Source organism: Haladaptatus caseinilyticus (genome assembly GCF_026248685.1).
GTDB classification, from domain to species: domain Archaea; phylum Halobacteriota; class Halobacteria; order Halobacteriales; family Haladaptataceae; genus Haladaptatus; species Haladaptatus caseinilyticus.
In genome coordinates, this window is the sequence record NZ_CP111041.1 from 413,293 (window position 1) to 436,705 (window position 23,413).

18 protein-coding genes are annotated in these 23,413 nt (G+C 55.2%); 6 read left to right on the forward strand and 12 right to left on the reverse strand.

Annotation, left to right across the window (positions count from 1 at the left end):
* Positions 1-209: 209 nt before the first annotated feature.
* From OOF89_RS21970 to OOF89_RS21980, 3 genes are all read right to left on the reverse strand, one after another.
* Complete coding sequence (locus tag OOF89_RS21970; RefSeq protein ID WP_266082057.1) at positions 210-962, reverse strand: sugar phosphate isomerase/epimerase family protein; 753 nt, start codon at positions 960-962, stop codon at positions 210-212.
* Positions 963-1,206: 244 nt separating this feature from the next.
* Positions 1,207-1,959 (reverse strand): ThuA domain-containing protein, encoded by a 753-nt coding sequence (locus tag OOF89_RS21975; protein WP_266082059.1) that lies wholly within the window; start codon positions 1,957-1,959, stop codon positions 1,207-1,209.
* 161 nt (positions 1,960-2,120) lie between these two features.
* Positions 2,121-2,351, reverse strand: coding sequence for a hypothetical protein (locus tag OOF89_RS21980; RefSeq protein WP_266082061.1), 231 nt, complete (start codon positions 2,349-2,351; stop codon positions 2,121-2,123).
* Between the two features lie 112 nt (positions 2,352-2,463).
* On the opposite strand from OOF89_RS21980, the gene OOF89_RS21985 reads away from it, so the two are divergent.
* Positions 2,464-3,204, forward strand: coding sequence for a sugar phosphate isomerase/epimerase family protein (locus OOF89_RS21985; RefSeq protein WP_266082063.1), 741 nt, complete (start codon positions 2,464-2,466; stop codon positions 3,202-3,204).
* 23 nt (positions 3,205-3,227) lie between these two features.
* Here the strand turns inward: OOF89_RS21985 and OOF89_RS21990 are convergent, their stop codons facing one another.
* Positions 3,228-4,502 carry a HEAT repeat domain-containing protein gene (locus OOF89_RS21990; RefSeq protein ID WP_266082065.1) on the reverse strand — a complete coding sequence of 425 codons (1,275 nt, stop codon included), beginning with the start codon at positions 4,500-4,502 and terminating at the stop codon, positions 3,228-3,230.
* A gap of 103 nt (positions 4,503-4,605) precedes the next feature.
* Here OOF89_RS21990 and OOF89_RS21995 point away from each other — a divergent pair, with 103 nt between their 5' ends.
* Positions 4,606-4,884 carry a hypothetical protein gene (locus OOF89_RS21995; protein WP_266082067.1) on the forward strand — a complete coding sequence of 93 codons (279 nt, stop codon included), beginning with the start codon at positions 4,606-4,608 and terminating at the stop codon, positions 4,882-4,884.
* A gap of 134 nt (positions 4,885-5,018) precedes the next feature.
* Here OOF89_RS21995 and OOF89_RS22000 read toward each other — a convergent pair whose 3' ends face one another.
* The 7 genes from OOF89_RS22000 to OOF89_RS22030 form a co-directional block, all read right to left on the reverse strand.
* Entirely contained in the window at positions 5,019-6,143 is a 1,125-nt protein-coding gene (locus OOF89_RS22000; RefSeq protein ID WP_266082069.1) for a Gfo/Idh/MocA family protein, read from the reverse strand.
* A gap of 157 nt (positions 6,144-6,300) precedes the next feature.
* Positions 6,301-7,452 carry an ABC transporter ATP-binding protein gene (locus OOF89_RS22005; RefSeq protein ID WP_266082071.1) on the reverse strand — a complete coding sequence of 384 codons (1,152 nt, stop codon included), beginning with the start codon at positions 7,450-7,452 and terminating at the stop codon, positions 6,301-6,303.
* Positions 7,449-8,564 (reverse strand): ABC transporter ATP-binding protein, encoded by a 1,116-nt coding sequence (locus tag OOF89_RS22010; RefSeq protein ID WP_266082073.1) that lies wholly within the window; start codon positions 8,562-8,564, stop codon positions 7,449-7,451. The genes OOF89_RS22005 and OOF89_RS22010 overlap by 4 nt, the downstream gene beginning before the upstream one ends.
* 112 nt (positions 8,565-8,676) lie before the next feature.
* The gene (locus tag OOF89_RS22015; RefSeq protein ID WP_266082075.1) at positions 8,677-10,674 is read right to left on the reverse strand and encodes an ABC transporter substrate-binding protein; all 1,998 of its coding nucleotides are present in this window, start codon (positions 10,672-10,674) and stop codon (positions 8,677-8,679) included.
* Positions 10,675-10,935: 261 nt separating this feature from the next.
* Positions 10,936-12,024: an ABC transporter permease gene (locus OOF89_RS22020; protein ID WP_266082077.1), complete on the reverse strand. Its 1,089-nt coding sequence runs from the start codon at positions 12,022-12,024 to the stop codon at positions 10,936-10,938.
* The gene (locus tag OOF89_RS22025) at positions 12,011-13,039 is read right to left on the reverse strand and encodes an ABC transporter permease (RefSeq protein ID WP_266082079.1); all 1,029 of its coding nucleotides are present in this window, start codon (positions 13,037-13,039) and stop codon (positions 12,011-12,013) included. The genes OOF89_RS22020 and OOF89_RS22025 overlap by 14 nt, the downstream gene beginning before the upstream one ends.
* A gap of 142 nt (positions 13,040-13,181) precedes the next feature.
* A complete protein-coding gene (locus OOF89_RS22030; protein WP_266082081.1) occupies positions 13,182-14,591 on the reverse strand; it encodes a glucoamylase family protein in 1,410 nt (469 codons plus the stop codon).
* Between the two features lie 123 nt (positions 14,592-14,714).
* On the opposite strand from OOF89_RS22030, the gene OOF89_RS22035 reads away from it, so the two are divergent.
* Together OOF89_RS22035 and bglX are read left to right on the forward strand one after the other, a co-directional pair.
* Entirely contained in the window at positions 14,715-16,262 is a 1,548-nt protein-coding gene (locus tag OOF89_RS22035; RefSeq protein ID WP_266082083.1) for a sulfatase family protein, read from the forward strand.
* 818 nt (positions 16,263-17,080) lie between these two features.
* Positions 17,081-19,273: a beta-glucosidase BglX gene (bglX, locus tag OOF89_RS22040; RefSeq protein ID WP_266082085.1), complete on the forward strand. Its 2,193-nt coding sequence runs from the start codon at positions 17,081-17,083 to the stop codon at positions 19,271-19,273.
* A gap of 368 nt (positions 19,274-19,641) precedes the next feature.
* Here the strand turns inward: bglX and OOF89_RS22045 are convergent, their stop codons facing one another.
* Positions 19,642-20,031 (reverse strand): hypothetical protein, encoded by a 390-nt coding sequence (locus OOF89_RS22045; protein ID WP_266082087.1) that lies wholly within the window; start codon positions 20,029-20,031, stop codon positions 19,642-19,644.
* A 435-nt stretch (positions 20,032-20,466) separates the two neighbouring features.
* Here OOF89_RS22045 and OOF89_RS22050 point away from each other — a divergent pair, with 435 nt between their 5' ends.
* A complete protein-coding gene (locus OOF89_RS22050) occupies positions 20,467-21,924 on the forward strand; it encodes a YfcC family protein (RefSeq protein ID WP_266082089.1) in 1,458 nt (485 codons plus the stop codon).
* 108 nt (positions 21,925-22,032) lie between these two features.
* On the forward strand, positions 22,033-23,376 hold the full coding sequence (locus OOF89_RS22055; RefSeq protein ID WP_266082091.1) for an aminotransferase class III-fold pyridoxal phosphate-dependent enzyme: 1,344 nt from the start codon (positions 22,033-22,035) through the stop codon (positions 23,374-23,376).
* Positions 23,377-23,413: the final 37 nt, after the last annotated feature.

Consider the following 23,413-nt stretch of genomic DNA (forward strand, 5'->3'; position numbering starts at 1 on the left):
GTATTAATTGGCACCGTGACAACACAACAAACATAAACCAGTCAGCAGGGTGTTTCCGATCCGAAAACGGGACTTTCTGTACAAACGACTTAATTAAAATCAAGTAAATCGAATTCGAAACGGGCATAGAGATTCAGCGATAGTGAATCACAGCGAATCCGAAGAGAGTCTCATCTCGAACGATGGTAAATCTACCGTACCATCGATCGCTACTGTGACGCCTGGAGGTGCTTGAATTTCGCCAATTGAGCGGCACCAGTAACGACCGACTCGACGGGGTCGTCGGGGTTCTCGTGCTCGTAGATGAGCCAATCGATATCGGCCTCGACGGCGGAGCGCCATGCTCGGTCCATGTCGAGGTCTCCATCACCGAGGTTGACGAGCGCCTCGTTCGCGACATGAACATCCTTTAGATGAACCGAGACGGTTCGATCCCCAACCGTTTCGAGCACCTTGTATGGATCGTAGCCAGCGATTGCGATCCACCCGAGATCGAGTTCGAACTTGACGATATTCTCGGTTTCATCGACGAGGAGGTCGAAGTGGGTCCGATCGCCGAGACTCGTAAATTCGTGTCGATGTGTGTGATAGAGGAGTTGAATCCCGTGGCTACGAAGAGTAGTCGTGAGTTCGGTGAGTAGCTTCGCGGTTTCTTGAGTCACGATCGTTGACTCGAAGTACTGTTCGTCGAGGAATCCGAGCACGATTTTGTCGCACTCGAGTGCCTCACATGCACTGACCACGTCATCGAGCGTTTCGGTCAGATCTGGAAGGCCGACTGTGAGGCCCGCTACATCGAGTTCTGTCTCCTCGAGCGCACGTAACGTTTCGGCAGATGGATGTCCATCGTACACGAGTTCAACCCCCTCTACTGCCGTTTCTCCTGCAATACGAACCTTCGTCGGCTCGGTTACGTCGAAGTCGTTCAGGGTGTATAGTTGGATAGCAGTTCTAATCATCATAGACACATCGGATTGGACGGGTCATTTTCATCGGTTGGTATCGCTCGTGTGTGGAGATGGCGCAAGTCGGCGACGCATTCTTGCGTCTACTGGTCGGTAAATCCGCCTTCGGTCCATGACACGAACGTATAGGTAGTTTTAATTCAGGTATCAGTCATAATAATAGTTCCCCTCGATTATTGGGTGTGTCGAAGGTGGGTGTGTCAGACGGCGACTGCCAGATACCAATCACTCGATCGATATTTCAATGGACGGTTCGCTCGTCGGCTGTATCGATGTCCTCGATCGGATCATGATTTCCACGAACAACGTCGGGACCGTTCTCGTTTGGCGCAGCCCATTCACAGGCGTTTCGAAGCACCTGTCGGATTTCCTCCTGATAGTAGACCGGATACGTTTCATGTCCCGGTCGGAAGTAGAAGATGCGCCCCTCACCGCGGGAATAACAGCAGCCAGAACGGAACACTTCACCACCCTCGAACCAAGAAGTGAAAATCAACGAGTCCGGTTCGGGAATGTCGAAATGCTCCCCGTACATCTCCGCGTCGGGGACTTCGATGTACTCGTCGACGCCATCGACGATGGGATGAACCGGATTCGTCACCCACAGTCGCTCCGTTTCCGCAGTTTCGCGCCACTTTAGCGAACAACTCGTTCCCATCAGGGTACGGAATATCTTTGAAAAGTGACCAGAGTGAAGCACGATGAGTCCCATTCCACCGAGGACCGCTTCTTTGACGCGTTCGACGACCGCGTCGTCTACGTCATCGTGTGCGGCATGGCCCCACCAGGTCAGCACGTCCGTCTCGTCGAGTACATCATCGGTGAGACCATGCTCCGGCTCGTGGAGCGTCGCTGTCTCGACATCGAACCCACCTTCTCGAAGCGCGTTTGCGAGGACATCATGGATGCCGTTCGGATAGACCTCGGCGACCGTTTCACTCTCTTGCTCATGAATGTACTCGTTCCAGACGGTAACACGGATATTTTTCGACATACCGGACAGATTGGGTGGATGGTGTAAAAGCGTATTGTTCGGATAGTTATTTGCGTGCTTCGAGGATGTCGTTCTGGTTCAGCCGTTTTCGCCGTCGTCAGAACGTTCGGATGAGGAGCAACTGGGTGAACGAAGCGAACGAGGGACCGGCACATCAGCGCTTAGAGTGGAACGTTACGGCAATAGAGTACCATATATCCCGCCGCCAGGGAGATCGGGACCAATGCAACGAAATTCAAGACGATGATGACGAACGTTGCACTCCTCCGCGGGACGACGACAAACGAGACGAGGTTCAGTACGAGCACGAGGGAACAGACCATGAACAGGATGTGGATCGCTCCAATATACGTACAGAGGTGGTCACGGAACCCGCCGTCGGTATTCGACATACCTGATTTGAGATTGGGCCACACCGAAAATCCTTCGCTCGGAATCGGCCGATCTACAGCAGTCACAGCGCGGTGGGGAACGACTAAATGCGTCCGATTAGTTGTTTCGATTATGCAGAGTGCAATACAGTTCTATACCCTGCGAGCGCTGGATGAACCGCTCGACCGGACGCTCGACCGTGTCGCCGAAACCAGCCTCGACGGCGTAGAGTTCGGTGTGGGGGAGGCCACGTCCCCGGCTGACATTGCAGACGAGCTTGCCGACCGCGATCTTCAGCTCGCGAACCTGATGGCGGGGACTGATGACCTCGAGAACCCCCAATCAGGGCTTCTCGAGGTCTGTGATGCACTCGACTGTGATACAGTGGTACTCGGTTATCTCGATGCGTCCTACTTCGAGTCAGTCGAACGGGTCGAGGAAACCTCTACCATGCTCTCCGAGTTCGCCCGGACATTGGACGAGTACGGATTGAACTTCCACTATCACAACCACGACCACGAATTCGGCGAAATCGGAGGGAGGACGGCGTTCGACATACTCCTCGAGTCCGTCGACGAACGGGTCGGGTTCGAACTCGATCTCGGGTGGATCGGAACCGGTGGCGACGACCCCTACGCCCGTCTCAACTCGCTTGGTGACCGTGTGTCGTCCGTTCATGTGAAGGACATGCATTTCGAGACTGGGAAGTTCGTGAGTCTCGGGGAGGGCGACTTAAACCTCGACAGGGCGATTCGAACCGCACAGGAGCAGAACGTCGAGTGGGTGATCTACGAAAATGACGAACCCGACGACCCCGTAACCGAGCTTGAACACGGCGCTGATCGCCTCGCCGACGAGGTCAAGAACACATAGCTCCCGGGTTTCGGAGCACGAATTCACGAATCCGGATCACCGTTAGTCTCCCGAAGCGCAACGTCGGCTGCTCCACGAACAGCTTCCGAGGGATCATTCTCGCGTAACGAAGCCAGCTTCCTCCGATCGTCGGAATCAGCGACGTATCCGAGCGCGAACGCTGCACGAGCGCGAACGGAGTCGGATTCTGCATCGAGTGCAGCTCGGATCGCTGTGGACGTTACGGATGCCTCGTCGGGGAATCGCTCCGTGAGATACGTGAGAAGCGCCGCGCTTCCTGCACGAGCGGTTTGGTCGTCGACGGACAGTAACTCGCCGAGATCTGAAATCACTGACCGTGCAGCGGCCGTTGTCTCTTCGAATCGGATCTCGGCACAGTGTGCGAGCGTTTCAGCAGCTACCCCGCGGATAGCAAGTGGTGCGTTGCTGTCGCCGACGACCCTTACCAGTGGGTCTATCGCCAGCCGAGAGTTATCGACGTCGGATCGAACGAGAGCGGCGACGGTATCGGTGGCCCAACGTCGAACCGGAACCGCGACATCCGCCTCGATCGCATCGAGAAGCCGATCGTCGAGCGGCACGGCTGAGGGGTCCTCTCGAGCGACGGTCGCTATCGTCTCCGCAGAGATGACGCGCAGTCGAAGTCGTCGGGTGCGCGCGTCTGCCATTCGCTCGGTGACAGGTGACTTCCCGGGAGTCGTTTTTCCAGGGACATCGATGTCAGTCGGTTCGGTTTCGGATCCCGTTCGTTCGCATGGGAGAACATCCAACAGCGCGGGAACCGCTGGTTCAATTGATGCAGAGTCGGCTTGAGCTATCGCAAGCAAACACCGTGCGGCTAGTTCCCGTAGATTCGGAAACTCGCTCTCGAGATGTTCAGCGAGGGTTTGAACACCGCGGGCGCTTGCATCAGGTGCGTGTGGGGCAACCTCCATCAGGGCATGTGTCGCATTGATTCGAGGGAGAGTTGCATCATCGTCAAGGCACTCGACAAGGCTAGGTGTCAGAGCAGACAGAAGTGTCGGTCGATTTTCGGCGACGCTTCCGACGACCGTTGCTGCTGCGTTTCTAACTTCGGGGTCCGGGGAGGAAAGGGCGTTCCGTAGCACCTCCACAGCATGGTCACGTTGGTCGGGATTAGCCTCTATTACCGTCACAATGGCTCCAACAAGCCCGTCTCGACCGACCACTTCCGGGGCAGTCAACAGTGAAACCGCGTCGGAGACAGGTACCGTGGCCGGTTCGTTTCGTGCACGCGACAGAAAGTCAGTACCGTCACCCGTATCGTGGTGAGCCATTTGGATTCATCCGTAGTCTGGCAGTAGTCCCTCAAAGAGTTGACGAACTGTGTGAGCAGTTACCACAACGCTTTTAATCCTGAACACAGAAACTTCACTAACTATGGGAACAGTCAATGATTCGACCAGCGAGAGCGGGTCGTCCGGACGGGGGTCCGATCATGGGGCATTTTCGATCGTTACCGAGCCACTCCTTCGCGTCCTCCTTGCGATCAGGGGATCGTTCCTCCTTTTCATTGCCTCGGTTGGTGTTCTGTTTATCGTGACGGGTGCGACCATCATGGATGAAGTTCTCGCTGGAATGTTCGGCATCTGGGGCGTGAGCTGCCTTCTCTATGCTGGCCTCGGCTATGGTCTGCTCAAGCTCATCGGTTATCACTGAGATCGCTGTGAAAGACACTTCACGGATCGACAGGTCGCGTTTGTGAGTCCCGTTTTCTGGGTGGACCGAGAACAGTTTCGACGACGATAGGTGTATTTCTCGTTCACATCGCTGCCGACCGCTTTTCCCCCGGCTTAATCCGAGGCCGGTTCCGGTGTGAGTGCCCCTGACTCGACCATCGCCACGAGTGGGTTGTCATCGAAACTGAGCGGGAATTCGATTCGGCCACGGCGACGTGCTGACTCCCACGCGCCGAAGATGAGTTTCGTTGCCCGGAGGGCGTTCTCGCCGGAGAGGTCCGATGATTCGTCGGATGACAGGCTTTCGACGACGTCCGCGACTGCCCGTCGAAGGAACACCTGATCCTTTTCGAGACTGGTTACATCTTTCGCCCCGTGAACGTCTTCATCGGTATCGATGGTTTCCCATCCCGTCGAACCCGTTCGTCGAACGCGTAGAACCGGCCCTGGTTCGCCGCCACCGAAGCCGACTCCGATTTCGATAGTGCCGTCACTACCGATCAGGCGGTTGTGGCAGTCGACGAGTTGTGCCCCCGAGCCAGTACCAGTCACTGCGAGACCGTGAACACCGCTCTCGTACTCCCACTGTACCAATGCTTGGTTTTCGTTGTGTGCTCCGAAGAAGATGTTTTCCTCGCTGTAATCGATCTGTGCGAGGACCCATTTCGGATCGGATTCGTCTACGTAGAAGTTACTCAGGTCGAACGAGTGGGAACCGTAGTCGAAGAGTGTGCTGGCGGAGAACTCGACACGCTGAAGTTCTCCGATGGCACCGTCGTTGAGCAACGCCTTCGCCTTACGGAACGGTCCGCCGAAGCGGCGCTGGTGGTTGAAGGTGAGCTGGACGTTCCCTTCGGATGCTTCGGTAACCATTCGTCGGCAGTCACCCCATGTATCAGCCATCGGCTTCTCACAATGGATGGCATCGGGAATGCCAGTCTGAATACAACCGACGACGATATCAGCATGAATGGCCGGTGGAACACAGACACTAACGATATCCGGCTCCGTTTCTTCGAGCATCGTCTCGTACGATTCGTACACGTTCGAATCAGAGATGGCAAAGCTGTCGGCGAACGCATCACCGTTTTCACGAACGATATCGGCGCACGCGACGAGTTTGCAGTCGTTTCGGGAGTCGTAGGCCATTGCGTGTCGGTACGCCATCGCGAACCCGGACGCGTCCGGACTCTCGGGGGCGGGACCGGTTCCGACGAAGGCGATACGGTATGTTGTCATGGGGTGTCTCTGTCAATCAATCTCGAGGATTACCACTAAAACCTTTCGTCAGATGGTGATTTGAAGGCAGTACCGTCTTGCGATTTCGGAGGAGACCCACCGCTACTTGCCGGGCGAATGGGAGACGATCGATCGTCGACAGCCACGAACCGTTCGGTCAGTCGCTTTCGGAATCAGCCGTGTTCGTTGCTGACGTGTCGTCGAGTTCTGAGGCAGGACTGAGTCCGTCGTCCAGTTCCTCACTCTGCCAATATTCGCTTATACTGTCGGTGCGAAAGCAAGCAGCTCGATGTTCGTTGCTGGTGTGTTCCATCGGTGGCGACTCCCGTTTACAGAGCTCGCGAGCCTCCGGACAGCGCGTATGGAACCGACAGCCGCTCGGCGGATTCGACGGATCGGGGACGTCGAGCGATCGAAGCGGCGGCTGCTCGACGTTCTTCGAGAGGAGGTCCGGTGTGGCCCACTTCAGGACTTTCGTGTATGGATGTTGGGGGTCATCGATGATCTGCTCGACCGGTCCGATCTCGACGAGTTCGCCGAGATACATGATACCGATACGCCCGTCAGCTTTGCTCGCAATGTACTTCGCGTTCGAGAGGTTGTGGGAGATGAACAGGTACGAGGTGTTGAACAGATCCTGTAGTTCGAGCATGAGATCCATCATCTCGACGCGCAGCGACACGTCGAGCGCACTGATGGATTCGTCCGCGAGGATGAGATCCGGATTCATGAGGAGTGCCCTGATCAGCGCGACTCGCTGCTGCTCCCCGCCCGAGAGCTGGTGTGGATACCGATTCGCGTAGTCTTCCGACGGCGTCATTCCCACGCGGTCGAGCATGGCGAAGATGCGTGCCTGCCGGTCTTCCTTCGAAAGGTTCGGCTGCCAACGTTTCAAGGGATCCTCGAGTGCAGATTCGACGGTATAATTGGAATTCATCGACGAACCAGGATCCTGATGGATTATTTGGAGTGACCGACGAATCTCGCCCCACGGGATTTGACTCTCGTCGTTCGATAGTCGCTTTACGGGGTTGAGAGATTCCGAGCGTTTTTTCGCCTCCCAAACATCCTGGCCGCGATACGTCACGGCGCCTCCAGTCGGTCGCTGGAGTGCCACCGCTGTCTTTCCGAGCGTGGTCTTCCCGCAGCCGGACTCACCGACGAGAACGACAACATCGTTCTCCGGAATCTCGAGACTGACACCATCGACGGCACGTACCGTCTCCGATCCACCGAGACCCATCAGCGTGTTATTCTCGAAATGGACGTGAGCATCCTCGATGGAAAGGAGGGGTTCGTCGGTGCTCATACTCCACCTCCCATGTCCGATCCACGGGTTCCGGCAATATCAGTATTCGCCGTCTCCCCATCGTCGGGAAGGTAATTAAGCTGAAGTCGCTCCCTAGCTTCATCGGGGTAGAAGCAGGCTGCACCCTGGTCGTTCCCGAGGCCAAACATTTCCGGGTTTGCGCGTCTGCACTGTTCGTCGGCGAGCGGACAGCGTGGATGATACGAACAGCCATCCGGGATGTCGACGGGATCGGGGGCGGAGCCTGGAATCGCCTCCATCTCCTCTTCTACCGTGGCAAGGTTGGGAACGGAGTTCAGGAGTGACCGGGTGTACGGGTGAGCCGGACGCCGGAGAATGTCCTTCGTCTTGCCGAGTTCGATGAACTCGAACGCATACATTACCCCGAGACGGTCGGCGATGTCCGAGACCAACGAGAGGTCATGAGTGATGAACACCATCGTCAATCCGTACTTCTCCTTCAACCGGTTGAGGAGGCTGATGATAGAACGCTGCATCAGTAGGTCGAGCGCAGCCGTGGGCTCGTCCATCACCAGTACGTTGGGCTTGAGGATGAGCGAGAGGGCGATGAGTGCTCGTTGTTTCATTCCGCCGCTCAGTTCGTGTGGGTACGAGTCGAGCACGATATCGGCATCGAGGTGAAGATCGGTCAGGATTTCCCGTGCGCGCTCCATTCCCGCACCGATGTCGTAGTCGTGTTCGTTGAGCGTCTCCCAGAAATGTGACCGAACGGTCATCGTCGGGTTAAACGCGCTCTGAGCACCCTGTACCATGAACGAGACTTCTTCCCAGCGCACTTCCTTCAGCTCGGAGGGAGCGAGCGAGTGGAGGTCGACCGGTTCTCCCTCCTCCGGGTGATAGATGATCTCGCCCGAGAACTCTCCCGGATCGACAACGGCGTTCAACAACGAATCCGCGAACATGGACTTGCCGGAACCGGACTCGCCCACGACACCCAACACCTCGTCGCGCATGATCTCGAGATTCACGTCGTTGAGGACACGCGACTCGCCGCGTTCCATGTCGAACGTGACCGAGGCATTGCGGACTTCAAGCACGACATCGCCGTCGACATCGGTTGCTGGATTCCGCTTCGGTGTCTCGATGGACATCACTGGACACCTCCTGTCGTCGGGTTCGGTCGATTCTGATCTTCGGTCTGTGTGGGTATCGGGTAATACATTGTGTTCGTGTAGTGAGAGTTAGTCGTCGAGGCCGTCACAGTCACTTTTGCTTTGGACGACCCTTGATTCCACCACGTTTCGTTAACCACTCGGGGTTCCCCATTCCGAGTTCGGGTTCCCCGTTTGGAGCGAAGATGAAGTCGCCAGTGTCACCCCACATACTGTACACGTCGCTAAAGATTTCGATGTGAAGGGCCTGGAAGTTGTGGTACCATGCCGCCTTCTTGGCATATTTCGACACTTCCTCTTCCGTCTGTGCGAGTTCCATGCCACGGTTCCACTCGAACGGGCGGAAGCGTTGACCGTTACCGGAGATTTCCTTAGCGCCAACCTTGGCGGGGAATTTCGGCGTCGGATTAAACGGATGGTTGTACACGGGACTCGTATCGCCCTCGATCTTCGGTCGAGTGACTTTGTTCGAACAGCCTCCAGGCGTGTTCGGATCGGAGACGAGGTCTTCGTACGTGCCGAATCCGTTGTATCCTGATGACCGACTGAGGTCGTAGAATCGGGTTGGATGGGGTTCGTTCGTTCCAATAGGATACTGATTGATATCGAAGTCGTAGCTCTCGTATGCGACCTTCCCCCAGGAACCGCTCTCCGGCGAGATGAAATCGTTCTTGATGCCGAAAGCGTTGAGCATCTCCGAGTGGGTTTTCGCGGACATGGGCCATGGACCCCAATCCGGGGCGTAATAACTGATACCCGTCGTTTTCTTCCCATTGGAATGGGTCCAAACGTCACCGTTCTTGGTGTAGCCGGCGTTTTTCATCGCCTGTTTCGCCTTTTTCGGTTTGGCGCTCGTGCCGTAGTCGATGAGTTTCCCGAGGAATTCCTCGCCGAGGTACTTCTTCTCCATCGCGGGAGTCATTCCTGAAGCGATCGTTCCAGGGGTCTCCACGGGCTTGCCGTATCCCTGTTTGAGGACCTTCGCTATCTTCTCGAAATCGGTTATGTACGCGATCGCACGGCGAACACCTCGTCGCGCGAGATGTTCGTTACGCCAGTTCATACAGGCCTTCGGTCCACCAAGGGTTCGGTACTGAGACAGCGTCTTGATACCTTTCGGAGCTTTGACTTTCCCGCGCCAACTCGAGACGTTTCGACCCCAGTCGAGATTGTCCTGAGAGAACGACTGCTTCTTTTTTTGCGAATCGGACATCGCGATCATGCGGAGCGTTTCCAGATTCGTCTGCTTCGCGTACGGGTGATCCGTGACCGGTTTACTGATGATCTCCGTCGTACTCCATTCCGTCGGCTTCCACATCCCGTTTCCGAGCCCCTCATCGACGTACGTTTGGAGATCGACTTTGAGATCGATCAGCTCCTTCTTGACTGCTTGGATCTCTTCGTCGCTTTTCGCTTTCTCGAACTTGTCGACGTACTTGCCGTAGAACCCGGTTTTGTACTCACCGATCGTGAACTCGTGTTGAATCGCGACGATGGTTGGGTTGAATGGCCGCGGTAACGTCTTTTTCACCGTGAATTCGTCCACCTTCTCGATGGACTCGTCGGACGCCTCCGGGCCGTCGCCGTAGAAGTACTCGGTGAGTTTCCAGCGCGTGATGTGGTCGTCAGCGTTGACCGGCTCGCCGTCCCACCACGTAAAGTCCTCTCGGTAATTGAACGTCACTTCACACCCATCGACTTTCGGGAGTTCTTTCAACAAGTATGGTTGAAATCCATCCGACGTGAACGAGTAGTTCAGTGCCTTCTCCCTCCACGCGATCCAAGCCGGACCAACCTTGGTCGGGGATGGGCTCAGCGGGTTCATCTCCATCTTCTTTGGCTGGTAGCTGAGCCACTGTACTTTGTCGATGCGAGGGTCACGAGCCTTTGAATCGACGACGTTCTTTCCACTTTCCGTGCGTACGTCCGTCCCGATCGTCGGACCGGCGTTGTTGTCGGGTCCGGTATCACCGCCTCCGGAACAGCCAGCCAATCCGGCTGTTGCCGCACCGGTAGTCATCGCCAGCAATTTCCGCCGCGAGACGGTCGATACCGATATCTCGTCAGATGGTGGACTCTCCTTTGGCATGTATTCGCACTCGTATTGTCGAAGTGTGTTTAAAATAGTTATGGTTCTGGGGTGGAGAAAGGTCGTCGTCGATCACGAGTAGAGGCATGAAGCGGAGTGGAACGGCGACTGGTCCAGGGGTGTATCGATGATTGGCCGCCAAAAGATCACAGTGAGATCCTGCCGTGATAACCCGTAGAACAATCAGTGCCGAGGAGCGGTGAATACCGTAGCACCTAGGTCACTTCGTCGAAATCATGTCAGAGATAGTCACAATTTCGGTTACACGTCGTTCAGTTCGGCTCCCTCGTCGTCACCACCGACGCGTTTTGCGTGCTTCGCACGGAGTCGAACGTTGAAGACGCGATCCATTCCCTGTGCGAATAGGACGAACCCGAGCGATATCAGTGCGATCGTGAACATCGGGATGAGAATGAAGTGAATGTTCTCGGGGCTTCGAAGGTTGCTTTCTTGGTACGCCGTGTTGAGCAGCACTCCCCAGTTGAGCGACGTCATGGGAAGAATACCGAGGAAGTACAGCGCTACGGATTCGAAGATGATGTTGCGTGCACTCGTCGCCGTGTTGATCGAGATGTACGGCATCAGCTGTGAGATGAGGTCTTTTCGGATGATGTGCCACTTCGAGAGACCCATCGCGCGAGAGGCTTCGACGTATTCCTCTTCACGAATGCTGAGCACCTGGGACCGAATGGTTCGAGCAAGCCCTGGCCAGTTATCGATACCGAGGATAAGTCCAACTATCCACGGGCTCTTCGGCGGAAAGACCGACGCGATGACGAGGACGAGTGCGAGTCCCGGGACAGTTAGCACTACGTCCGTGAACGACATCAGTACGCTGTCTACTTTTCCACCCTTGTATCCCGAGACGGTCCCGATAAGGGTGGCAACCACGACGGAGAACAGCGCGCCAGCGGTGATCATCTTCAACATCGCCGGCGTGGAGTGGACGATTTGGCTCACCATGTCCTTCCCGACAACGCCGGTGCCGAGCGGATGGGTCATGTCGACGAACGGTTCGAGGAAGATAGGGCCTTGAAGGGTCCGAGGTTCCGGAACCACGTACGGCCCCACAGTCCCCATGAGGAAGAAGAAAAGGAGGATGATTCCACCAATTCGGACTCGCCAGTCGGCCCACGCAACCGACATCGGTGCGTAGACATAGGCGTCGAGCAGGCGGGAGAGCCGTTGTTTCCGTGTGTACGACGGACGGTCCTCCGCGGTGGTCGTGAACAACTCGTGTTCGAGTTGGCCCCCGTCGGTGGCGACATCGGCTGGAGGGATGGATCCGGTGTCGGATTGGGTCTTCCCGAGTGACTCGCTTGAACGTGCGTCTTCCTCAGTAGGTTTCACGGTCGTCACCTCCACGAACCCGGGGGTCGATGATGCCGTAGGTGAAGTCCGCGATGAAGATGCCGATCACAGTGATCAGGGTAAAGAAGATGAAGGCACCCATCAACAGTGGGTAATCACGGTTCTGCAACGCGCCGAACGTCGCGAATCCGACCGCAGGGTACTGGAAGATAGACTCCAAGATGATTCCGCTTCCGAAGATGCCCGCAATACCCATCATCAGCCCCGTGTAGATCGGAAGGATAGCGTTTCGACCCACGTATCTGATGGCAATACGTCCGCGATTGATTCCACGCAGACGGGCGACGCGGAGATATCCCTTCCCCATCTCGCGGATACAATTTCCACGGAATGCGAGTGCACCTCCGAAACCAGCGATGAATCCCGAGAGAATGGGAAGTGCGGCGTGATGAACGACACTCGCCATGAACGGATAGTTGAATCCCGGTGTCGTCGCCGGGTCGTACCGTCCACCGGTCGGAAAGATGGGATGGATGTATGCGAACAAGATGAGCGTGAGAATGGCGACGATATAGTACGGGACCGTCTGGTTGAGTATCGTGAGGATCGTCAACCCGGAGTCGAAACGACTTCCCTCTTTGTATGCCATCCCTGCACCGAGCAGAAGGCTAACCGTCGTCCCGAGCACGAGACCGTAAACGCTGATAAAGATGGACCACGGCATCTTTTCGAACAGGATATCGAACACCGGTTCCCCCCGCCAGACCGACTGGCCGAAATCCTGGTGCAGGATGATGCCCTTCATGTAGTTGAAATATGCCACGTGCATCGGTTGATTCGGATTGACGTTGGTGTACACCTTCACGAGTTGGTCGATACGCGCCTGATCGACCTGACTGGCGCCGCCGCCACCCTGAACTGCCTGGTCGACGAGCCGTGTCCGAAGGATCGTTTCCATACTTCCCGGCATCGACCGGAAGAGAACGAATGCGAATGATGTTGCGATGAACAACACCATGATCGCCATTCCGACACGTCTAACGTAATAGTTCATTGTCTACCACGCAAAACCAACTTGCTAAAGAAAAATCTTTGGGTGTTACTCTCCTGCAATCCCTGTTAAAGCCATGTCCCGCTGCTCACGCCGAGGAGAAAAACCAACGTCTACTCGGTTTGCGGAATCGGTTGGGTTGTGGTTAGATACTGAACTCCTCGCGTTCGAGGAGATGCTCCGGTCGATTCCCCATCGTCGTCTCGTGGAAATAGTCACGGATGACCCCGTCCTCGAGATGGTTCGCGATAGCCCCGATGGACATCCCTTGGTCGAGAGCGTAGAATTTCTCCGTTACCTCGCCCGTCTCGGCATTGATCGAGTCGTAAAAGCCGTACTTGCCGTCGATTCCCATCTTTCGTAATTGCGTTACGTTTTCGATCACGGCATCCGGCGCGTAGTCGATCGCGAGGAACGTGGCGTGAGGCGTGACGATTGGGCCGGGCGTATAGTTGTCCTTCCATACTCCCTGTGCGGGAACGCCAAACGCGCCGTACCCATCAGGTGTTCCACACGGTGAGAGTCCCCAAACGGGCCACCCTTGATCGGCAGCGAACTCGATCTGAACCTGGGTCCAGTTCGAGTTGTTCTTGCCGAATGCGTCAGTTCCGAGTTCCTGTTCCTTCATGAACAGCGACGGCATCAGTGCCTCGAATTGTGCACCACCCCACGATGGGACGTACGACGTTCCGTTGTAGTCATAATGACCTTCGAACACGTCAACGCCGTCGTAGGTCTGCCACTCCCCTTCGGCGGTTTGTTGGGTCCAAGTGTCCTCGGGAGTGTACGTCCGATTCGGTTGCCACCAATGAGTTTTGGGTATGTCGCCTTTTCCGATCGCACAGTAACTGGCGACGCGCGGTTCGCTATTGATCGTTCCGTACTCCCAATCGGCAAGGCCACTTTGGTAGTCATAACTCCCGATGAGTCGACCCGTCTCCTCGTCGTGGAACGGGGAGTAATTCTGTGCAGTGACGAGCGCGCGCGCACGACGGCCCAGTTCCTCATCTTCGTATCGTTGGCTGACGACACCGAGTGCGGCGGTCAAGTGGCCGTTATCCACGGTCGAGATGAGCTTCGATCCAGAATGCGTCTCCACCCATGGACGCCCATTCCGAATGTCATACCAGCGGAGAAACAGTCCATTCCATGTCTCGACGGATTCCAACGTGTCGACGACGGTCCGCAACCGATCTCGTGTTCGTCGTTCGGACAGGAACCCGAGTTCCTCCGCACCGACGGTACTGATAATATACATCGCGATGTTCGATGGGGAGGTACGGTTCGAACGTTCGATCGACGCGCCACTCACGTCGACGACGTCGTCCGGAAGTCCGAGATTGGATGTGAACCGCTGGAAGAACCGATAATGTCTCCGGGCGATCCCACGGAGTCTATTCACGCGGCCATCTCCTCGGTCGTCCCACTGGTCGCGCCCGTCACTGTCCTCGGTAGCAACAGCGGTTCCGACACCGATCGACGATGCGATCCCGACAGCACCGACCGTGCGAAGGATGTCTCTACGTGTCTCGCTGGTGAATCTTTGCTCTGTCATGAGTTAGCGTGCCGCTTCTGAGTAGCAGTTAGTTCGTTTTAAATTTTAGGGATAGTTGTGCTAATCAGATACGACTCGGCGGGGAGGAGAACATTGATACCCATCGGTCTTGCCATTGGAGGTATGCGGATACTGTACATCGACTGTGACTCGCTGCGACCCGACCATCTCGGCTGTTATGGCTACGATCGAAACACGTCTCCGAACATCGATCGCATCGCTGACGGCGGTCGTCGCTTCACGAACTACTACGCCTCGGACGTTCCCTGCCTCCCCTCGCGGACTGCCCTGTTCACCGGACGCTTGGGTGTACATACGGGTGTCGTAAATCACGGTGGTGCTGCGGCGGATATTCGACCACACGGAGCCAGTCGGGACGAAGGAAATACGGGATCGTACCGTACGTGGATGTCGGCACTGCGTGATGAAGGCCACCATACGGCGTTCATCAGTCCGTTCCCCCAACGCCACGCCGCATGGCACGTACTCGATGGGTTCGAAGAGTGGCATGACACGAAAGGTGGCGGCAACGAACGCGCCGAGGTAGTCTACTCCTATGCCGAGGAGTGGCTGGAGAGTCAAGCCGAGAAGGACGACTGGTATCTCCACGTCAACTTCTGGGATCCGCATACAAACTACGACACGCCCGAAGAGTATGGCAACCCCTTCGAATCCGAACCGGCTCCCGAGTGGCTCACACAGGAACGGATAGACCAGCAGCGTGAGAGCTACGGTCCACACGGTGCTCACGACTTACACCACGAATATATGACGGGAGAACGACTACCGGACCTCCCGCGAACACCCGAAGAGATCCGCGACAGAGAAACGTTCAAACAGTGGATCGACGGCTACGATACTGGTATCCGATACATGGACGATCACATCGGCCGACTCCTCGACGTACTCGAAGAGAAGGAAGTACTCGAGGACACCCTCATCATCGTCACCGCAGACCACGGCGAGAATCAGGGAGAACTCAACGTGTATGGCGACCACCAACTCGCGGACGAGTGGACCTGCCGGATCCCCCTGATCGTCTCCGGTCCCGGCGTCGAATCCGGAATCGACGACGATCTCCACTACAACGTCGACCTCCCGCCGACTATCACCGAGTTCATCGACGGTGACATCCCCGAGGGGTGGGATGGGCAGTCGTTCGCCGACTCGCTCGAACGTGGCGAGAGCGAGGGTGACCGTGAATTTCTGGTTCTCAGTCAGGGAACGTGGACCTGCCAGCGCGCCGTCCGATGGGAAGACTGGCTACTCATCCAGACGTATCACGACGGCTGGCGAGAGTTTCCCCCACTCGCACTGTTCAACCTCGATTCGGACCCACACGAGACGACGAACGTAGCTGAAGAGCGACCGGGGGTCGTGGACCACGGGCTCAGTCTCCTCCAGCGTTGGCACAGCGCCCGGATGGTAGAAAATGCGACCGGTGCTGCCGGTGGGATTGCCGAAGCTTCAGACGCACTCGTCGATCCCCTGCTCGAGGTCGTTCAGGAAGGCAAACCGTTTTACCAGCGTGGAAACCGTGAGTCATTCGTGGCGCGACTTCGGGAGACAGGACGCGAACACCATGCGAACGAACTATTGAATAAATCTGGTGTCGTCGAACACGATAGTTCATTGATTGGGGACCCGAAGGAGTACAGCCACCGACAGTAACGTCCATTCTAATCCGCCGACTCCGTATTCGATGGTTTCCGATGAAGAGCAAAAAATCGGGATCCGCCACGATAGGACAGTTCACGTACGTACCAGTGGATTTTCCGAATGATGGATGGTCAAAAAACCATATTCACGCAGTATTCAGATGTATACAAGCAAATGGGAATATTTTCTACCGGAATTTGCGAAATTACTAACAAAGGCATCCGAAATGAGTGTTTCGTTTAAGTATGGTTATATCCACCATGATTGAAAAGGGCGTAGCCAGGCACTAGTCATAGGTGAATGCATGCGTTGTGTTCGGTGCTGGAAGTAGCTGACCGGAAGAGTTGCGAGCCACCGGCCGTTTCTCGGTGACGAACGAGTATTGAGAGGGTGGTTCATGGCGAGGGGAATTACAAAGTTAGATTTGTAATGCGAACTGCCGGTCAGTGCTGTTGCTTGCAGATGAAAGTCGTCGGAAGTTCGACTGCAAATCTCAGTATCGATCCGTCTACGAGGGATCTATTCGGCGGTCTAATGGAGGTTGAGAAGAAATAATGAGGAGATACCGTAGGTGAAGCGGATATTTTCATCATCATTGAATGTTGCTGTCGTCGCTGGCGAACGATTATTTCACGGGAACGTCCGTTACGAACCCTTCTCATCGACAGAGGGTCCGAATGAGTTCACGGATGTGGGTGAGGGTGGTTCTCCACTGCCGAAAGCCACGGACAAACCCGTGCGATCACTCTTCTTGAGGGACGGATTTCGGAAGACAGAAACGACTAAGTAGTAGAGTTCCTCAGCTGTTTTTGATTGGAGATACTTTGAAAATGAGTTTATTACAGATGTTCGCCTCTACCGAGCAACGCTCGTTCATCGAGGACGAGGTAGATTCACTGTTGGAGGAAATGACATTGGAAGAGAAGGTGGGGCAGCTGAACCAACTCAACGGAACCGACCAAACCGGACCGGCAGTCGAGGATATGGATCTCGAAGCAGAGATCCGTGCGGGCCACGTCGGGTCTGTATTGAACGTCGATGGGTTCGAAACTCGGAAGCGATACCAAGAGTTGGCGGTCGAGGAGTCACGGCTCGGGATCCCGCTTCTATTCGGCTTTGACGTCATCCATGGGTATCGAACGATTTTCCCGATCCCGCTCGGGGAAACGGCAAGCTGGGACCCAGACGTAGCCGAGGCAGCAGCGCGCGTTGCTGCGAGCGAAACTGCCGCAGCAGGTATCCATTGGACGTTCGGCCCACCGGTAGACGTGACACGTGATGCACGGTGGGGACGAGCAATGGAGACCAGCGGTGAAGACCCCTATCTCGCGAGCGAATTTGCAACCGCTCGGGTGTGCGGGTTCCAGGGTGATGATTTACGTGCGAAAGACACGGTTCTCTCCTGTGCGAAGCATTATGCGGCATATGGGGACGTCAAAGCGGGCAGGGAGTACAACACGGTTGACATCAGCGAGTCGACGCTCCGAGATTTTCATCTTCCACCCTTCAAGGCAGCGGTCGACGCAGGCGTCGGGACACTGATGAACGCCTTCACCACGTACGACGGGGTTCCTGCAGGCGCAAGCACGCACCTCCTCAGGGATATCCTCAAGGACGAATGGGGGTTCGAGGGGTTCGTCGTTTCCGACTGGAACTCCTTCCGAGAGTTCATCTACCACGGTGTCGCCGGCGATGAGCACGACGCAGCGAAGCTTGCTATCGAAGCCGGTTCAGACATGGATATGGTCGGGCATATCTTCGCCACGGCGCTCGCGGATCTCGTACGTGCCGGTGATGTCAATGAAACACTCGTCGACGAAGCAGTTCGGCGAGTCCTTCGAACCAAGTTCCTTCTCGGGCTTTTCGACGATCCATATCGTTACTTCGACGAGGAACGCCGGTCGGCCGTTATCCAGGCGGCGGCGCACCACGAGACCGCTCGTGACGCCGCACGCAAGTCGATCGTTCTGTTGAAAAACGAGAAAGATATATTACCGCTCTCGAATCGTGGCGAAATCGCAGTAGTGGGTGACCTCGCCGACGACGGTAACGATGCAATCGGTGACTGGCGCGCACGTGGCCGACCCCAAGACGCGATTACCGTTCGAGACGGGATCGAATCGGCAGCCGATTCCAGTACGACCGTCAGGTTTGCACAGGGATACGAGCGACCGGGAACTGTCACCGACGAATTACGAGACGAAGCGATCGAGACTGTAACGGACGCTGATGTGGCCATCGTCGCCGTTGGCGAGACGTGGGAGCTTTCCGGCGAGGCGTCCGCCCGTTCCGACATCACTCTTCCCGGGGATCAGCGTGACCTCCTCGAGGAACTCGTTGCGACAGAGACTCCCGTCGTCGCGATCCTCACGAACGGCCGTCCACTTGCGATACCGTGGATGGACGAAAATATCCCCGCGATTCTCGAAACGTGGTTTTTAGGAACGCAAGCAGGGAACGCGATCGCGGATGTGTTGTTCGGCGAATACAACCCATCCGGAAACCTCCCGATAAGTTTTCCCCGGGCGGTAGGTCAGGTCCCGATTCAATACAATCAGTTGCCAACGGGGCGACCACTGGAGCGGGCAGAACCGGGGTGGGGGACTTCCTACCTCGACACCCCCAACGATCCGTTGTACGCCTTCGGCCACGGGCTCAGCTACACGCAGTTCGAGTACTCCGACTTGGAGTTGAATCCCAATCAGATCAGTCCAGGGGAGACTGTAACAGCATCCGTGATAGTCGAAAATACGGGCACGCGGCCCGGAGAGGAAGTAATACAACTGTACACGCACGACGTCGTCGCGAACCGATCACGACCGGAAAAAGAGTTGAGTGCGTTCGAGAAAGTTCGTCTCGAGCCCGGAGAACGACGGAAGGTGACGCTCTTCATCGAGCCAGACTCACTTGCGTTTTGGACGACGGACGAAGAAATCGCCGTCGAGCCGGGCGAGTTCGAGGTACTGGTAGGACGTTCTTCAGATGATATTAGGGAGACGGGTGTCTTCGAAGTCCAAGAATGATTAAGGGAACTCCATACTGGTTTGTCGGCCAGCTACCCCGTACCAACTGGTCGTCTCGTCGGCGGTAACTCGATAAAGTGTCAAAGTAGGACTGTGGAAAGCTCACAAACGAGCAATCGAGCTTGTCCGACTACTGTACCGGTCGTCGTCATACTTGTAGAAGGTAAATCTCCGGACCACCGGGTTTTGGGACTATCCTAAGCAGGAGAGTTTCGTCGAAACTTGGAGGACCTGATGACAATCATTTTTAGTAAGAAAAATGCCCTTCCCGAGACCTGTTAACCTACAATTTTGACCACTGGTCGTTTGTTAACAGTCGATTTTCTATCAAATAGTTTTCCAAAATACATTGTAATTTGGGATCGTTATTATGGATTCGCAGGGCCGACATATGCGGATTTGATATGATCCCCGTCCCGCCATTGAAAATAGTAATACTGGTTGTCGTTGATGGTCTTCGTTACGATCGATGCGTTAGCTGGAACGCCTTTTTCGACGATCGTATCCCAATCTGCCACGTCTTCCGGAATATTCTTTTCGCGTGCTTCGGCGACGAGTTCATCGGCTGTCGCTTTTTCAGTCTGATGGGTGTCTGTAGAAGTCGTTCGATCGGATTTCGTCCGTGCGGCATGGTAAATCCGGAGCTCCTGAGCATAGTGGGCAACGGCTCGCAGCGTCTCACTGTCCTGTTTTTGGAGTCCTTCGACCATGTACTTCGGCAACAAATCGGAGGGAGTGGGTTTGGTTGGTTCCGGCATCGATATCGTTCCTGGTTAAACTACAATGGGAGATGCAAAGGTATAATTTTGTTGGTTAATTACTCCAGAAGACCATTTGAAACCAACCAAGTTTGACTTCAGTGATCAGTCATGATAACCATTAACACTGTTCTGAGGTTGTGATCCTAGTTCATACTTCATCGCCGCATGTATTCCAGACTGACGCAATGGGTGGTCGATCGCAGACTGTGGGTTCCAAGAGGATTATGACTTTTACATCTCTGATAAAGTGATCGGGAAGTGGCATTTAGAAAACAGTTTTTTCTCAACCATCCACTTGATTTTCTTAAGATAACTTCCGAGAATTGAATTCAATGATATTACCATTCCTGTTAGAGCAATAGACTTTTGTTGGTTAGCTACTCACACGATGGTGGATGTTGGCAGAATATCATAAACAAAAAAATAGTAACAATGGAAGAAGATACACAATCGACAACGGCTAAACCGGAATCGGACGCACAGACGGGCGCGACTGCAGCAACCATAGCTGAGAAGATACCGGATCCGTACGTACTGATCTCGATCATCATCGGCATAGCTGCGATTTCAACTCATCTGATTCCTGCTGGAGAATATAAGCGGAGGATGGTGGGAACCAGGGAAGTGATCGTTCCTGGTAGTTTCCACTACATCCAGGAGCCACCGGTTTCGTTGGTAGGTGCCCTACAATCGATCCAGTTGGGGTTAATCGATGCTGCTTCGATCGTATTTTTCGTACTTATCATCGGTGGTGCCTTCGGAGTAATAACCGCGACCGGTTCGATCACCGCGGCATTATCTGAAATAGTAACGAGGGTAGAAACGAGTGATAGAGAATACTTAGTAGTCGTGTTCGTCCCGCTGTTCTTCGGTCTTTTGGGCGGGGTCGCCGGTCTATACGAAAGTACGATACCGTTTGTCCCGTTGGCGATTCTGCTCGCGCTTAGTTTGGGGTATGATGCTGTTGTGGGCTGTTCGATGGTCCTGTTAGGACTAGCTGCAGGATTTGCTGCAGCACCGCTAAATCCATTTACAGTCGGCGTAGCACAGGGCATTGCTGGTCTCCCACTATACTCCGGTCTCTGGTATCGTTCGATATTCTGGGTCATCTCAATGACTGTGACGATACTCTACATTTATCGATATGCTTCGAAAGTAAAGGTGGATCCATCGAAGAGTTACGTAAGTGATATCGATTACAGTAGCTTCGAACTTGATTCAGATCCAACGGAGATAGCGTTCGAACGTATACAGGCGGTGATACTGGGTGTTTTCACATTCACCATCCTCTTGCTTATCGTTGGCGTAACCCAGTATGGGTGGTACATCAATGAAATCGCAACCCTGTTTTTGGTAACCGGTGCCGTCATTGGGTTGCTCTACGGAATGAACACGGATCAAATCGTCTCTAATTTTATCGGCGGCGCAAAAGACCTCCTCTATGCAGCCCTCATCATCGGATTTGCACGAGGTATCATCGTCGTCCTCAAAGATGGAGCCGTCCTTGATACCTTGATTTGGACGCTCGTTCAACCGCTCAAGGACATGTCTCCCGTGGTATCGGCTGCATTGATGGTTCCGATGATGTCGATCGTGAATTTCTTCATCCCCTCCGGAAGCGGTCAGGCAGCAGTGATCACCCCTATCCTTGCACCAATCGGCGAAATTGTGGGGATTCCGGTACAGGTCGTCGTGTTGGCGTTCCAGTACGGGGATGGCTTTTCCAATATGTTCATCCCTACGTTGGGACCAACGATGGCCATGATCACCATCGCGGATATTCCGTACGGGAGATGGCTCAGATTCACCTGGAAGCTACTCGTTCTCCAGACGCTTATCGGGATGTCTGCCGTAGCCATCGGGGTCGCGATAAACCTCGGGCCATTCTAGCGCATCCCATTTCAGATCTATTACCCCTCAACGGTAGGTCGATCGTCTTTCCATACGGCTTCAGCGCTCACCATCAGATTTAATGTATGGTATTCACACTTGTTGTGTATGGATAGGCATACCGCGGAGCCAACAGCCGAGGGTCTTCCTGGTCCGAACGCGAAAGAGTGGATCGATTTTCATACCAAACACGCTGCACCGAGCGAATACTCACACGAATTCGTCTGGGACATCACCCGAGAAGCGGACGGACCGTTTGTGACCGATGTCGATGGGAACGTCCTGCTCGACTTCACCTGTCATATTGGTGCCGCCCCACTCGGCTACAACAACGGGAAGGTCCTCGACAAACTCCGCGAGTTCGACCTCGTGGAACCGATGAAGATTGCGGGGCAGGACATGTACTTCGGAGCGGGTGAGACACCCGCATCCTCCGACATACCTGGTTCGAGTCACCTTATGGAAAAACTCTGTGACGTCTCAAGTCAGTACGGGATGGACACGGTGTTCCTGTCGAACTCCGGGGCAGAGGCCGTTGAGAACAGTATGAAGATTTCCTACGATAATACGCCGGAAGCGAAGTATGGAATTGCTTTCCAGGATAGCTTCCACGGTCGGACGTTCGGAACGCTCTCGGTAACCCGCTCAAAGGAGGTGTATACCCGACATTATCCGGAACTCTCCGGAATGCGGATGGTCCCGTTCTGTGACAATCAGGACGGGAGTCCCGAGACCTGCGACTGTGGGTTCTTCGTCGGAGAGGGTTCTCAACTCCGAACCATGCTGCATCCGAAGCGCGGCCATATCAACCCGGAAGAGGTTGCGTTTATCATTCTAGAGCCGATTCAAGGAGTCGGTGGGTATCGGTTCCCCAGTACCGAGTTCATGCAGGAAGTTCAGGACGTCAAAGAGAAGTACGACATCCCGCTCGTCGTCGACGAGATACAGTCTGGTGTCGGCCGGACCGGTGAAATCTGGGCTTCGGACCACTACCCGATCGAACCGGACATCATCGCCAGTGCAAAGGCACTCCGTGTCGGTGCGACCATCTCACGTTCGGATATCTTCCCGAGCGAAAAGAACCGCCTCGGATCGACGTTCGGCGGCGGCGATATCCTCTCGTCGATGCAGGGTGTGTTCACGCTAGAAGCGATCGAAGAACACGATCTTCTCACGAACGCGACTACCCGAGGCGAACAGGCGAAAGAGCTCCTTCGTGCCGATGCACCCGATTATATCGAGGACGTTCGTGGGAAAGGGCTCATGCTCGCCATCGAATTCGACACGACGGAACGCCGGGATACCGTCGTTCAAGAGGCACTCAAACGAGGGCTCCTCACGCTTGGGTGTGGGTCGAAGACGATTCGACTACTCCCACCGTTGGACTCCACCGAACGTGAAATCGAACTCGGCGTCGGCATCTTCACCGAGGCTATCGACGCGGCACGATAATCCCCACTTTTCGTTTGCGTGTTTTCCCGCTGACTCG